At 36.9% G+C, this 2118-nt stretch carries 2 protein-coding genes; both read right to left on the bottom strand.

Annotated elements, in window-relative coordinates; translation table 11 throughout:
- Window positions 1–176, bottom strand: a 176-nt coding sequence (locus tag C8269_RS10710; protein ID WP_158698414.1) for a helix-turn-helix domain-containing protein, incomplete at its 3' end; no start/stop codon positions are given.
- A gap of 68 nt (window positions 177–244) precedes the next feature.
- A complete protein-coding gene (locus tag C8269_RS10705; RefSeq protein WP_106461832.1) occupies window positions 245–1795 on the bottom strand; it encodes an MFS transporter in 1551 nt (516 codons plus the stop codon).
- Window positions 1796–2118: the final 323 nt, after the last annotated feature.

Genomic DNA, 2118 nt, shown 5'->3' with positions numbered 1-2118 from the left:
TGATTTTGCTTTTTTGATAAGTTATCAAATCCACCTGATTGATATTTGATTATCCAGTTTTGTAATGAACTTTCGGGTATACCATATTTTTTAGCAACCATCGGGCTGCCTCCAGATTCTCCTGATAAATATTCCGTTACTAGTTTTATTTTAAATTCTTTTGTGTATTTTGGCATACTAAAACCCCTCCATCCGTATTCCGGATTTTGGGGTTCAGGTCATATGACTTTCCTTTTTTAAATACTTATTTTATTAAATCGTCTTCTTTAAATTCGGTTTTTACTCCGGATTCTTCTACTTCGATCTTTATTTGATTACGTTCTTCTTCTGTAAGACCTTCTTTTTTGATTTCTTTTCTTACAGCTATGTCTTCTGCTATAAGTTCCATTTCTTTTCTATCTAATGGATAGAATCTGATAGCTATCATAGTTACTACTAAGGTTGCAAGTATTATGCCCATGATTATTAGGCCGCCCTTGTAGATTGCTGGTGTTAGGGCATCGCCTGGTTGTGGGTAACCATCTGTGTAGCCTATACCTGCTACTACCCAGCCTATTACGACTGGAGCTAGGGATGAGGCTATTGAGTCTGTTAGGGAGAAGATTGTTCCTATTAGACCTGGGGCAAATTTGCCTGTCTTAGCTGTTACATAATCTGTGATGTCTGCTGACATGGTTAGGACTATGGATGTTGGGTATTTTAGTGCTACTGTTGCTATTATCCATAGGGCTATGAATATTAGTGACATGCCTTGGAGGTTTGATAGGACTCTTGTATCTGGTGTTACAAATAAAAGTCCGATTACTGCTGCAAGACCGATTGTAGCAATTGATACTGCAGTTTTGTAGGAGGTTTTGAGGTCCTTCTTTTGAGCTAGTCTTGTTAGTCCAAATACAAATAGTAGTTGTGGTACTACTATCCAAGCTGAAACATCACCTGCTAGCATGTAGTTACCTAGAAGGATACCAAAGAATATTGCTAGGAAGTTTTGATCTCCTACCATTGTTGCTGCAAATTTGATCATGGCTCCACAGAAGGCAAGGACTGCTAGTGGCTTGTTGCCTTTAAGTACAGAGAAGTATTCTTTGAATGATTGTTTCTCAACTGATTCTTCACCAAGACCGAAGTATTTTACATTATCTTTTCTTCTGATACCAAACATAGCTAGTACTGTAAAACCAAAGGATACAGCACATAAAAGTGGTAGGAATCTACCGTAGAATTCCATGTTGTATTCGCCGATTTGGGCAAATAGGTATCTGGTTACAAATAATTGGCCACCTGTAAATACTACTAGGTTGAAGATTGAGTCAAAGACTGAAAATAGTGGTCTTTGGGCTGGGTCGTTTGTTAGGGAGGCTTGAGCAGCCTTTGTTACTGTTTGTTGGAAAGAGTAGACAATCTTGTGGAAGATTAGGCCTATAAATAGGGCTACTACTGTTGGGATTGGCATCCTATGTATGTTAAATAAGAATACAAATGATAGGATTAGGCCGATATTTGATAAGAGCATGATAGGTCTGTAACGTCCCCATCTTGTGTTGATATTATCGATTGCTGTACCGATAGCTGGGTCTATAAGTCCATCAAATAATCTGGCAAGACCAAGCACGCTTGCTATGAGTACTGTTGTCATTCCTGCAACACCTGTTGCGTAGAAACCTAAGAAACCAAAGGCAAAGAGGTAGAAGTTTGATGCACTGTTGTTTAATGAAAATAGAGCAATTTCCCACATCTTGGCTGTGTGGTAGGTTTCGGTTTCATGACCGTCGACGTATAATTTTTTCTCGTCCATTTTTTCTCCTTAATATATATTTGCGGTTTGTAATATGTATAATAGGTTTATATTATAATTTCAATAATGTAACCGCTTACTACCCTTATAGTATATTATCTTTTGAAATCCTTGTCAAGCCTTTTCCCAAGTTTTTTTAAGAGGGTAGAATTTTATATTGACTTGTTAAGAATTTTAGAAAATTTATAGGTGCAAAAAAGGGGCTGTTGCAAAAGTCCTAACATAGAAAAAGACGAGGAAATTAAACATCCTCGTCTTTTTCTGATACAATGTATTTATGAAACAAAATAGTAATACATCATCATTAACTAATCTTACACTAG

The sequence above is a fragment of the Anaerococcus sp. Marseille-P3915 genome, from assembly GCF_900258475.1.
GTDB lineage: Bacteria > Bacillota > Clostridia > Tissierellales > Peptoniphilaceae > Anaerococcus > Anaerococcus kampingae.
The sequence above is the reverse complement of the archived record's forward strand: the minus strand, read 5'-3'. Positions and strand labels throughout refer to the sequence as shown.

Excerpts from the sequence above, each read along its gene's own strand:
- C8269_RS10705 (WP_106461832.1), bottom strand. The coding sequence starts at position 1,795 with ATGGACGAGAAAAAATTATACGTCGACGGTCATGAAACCGAAACCTAC.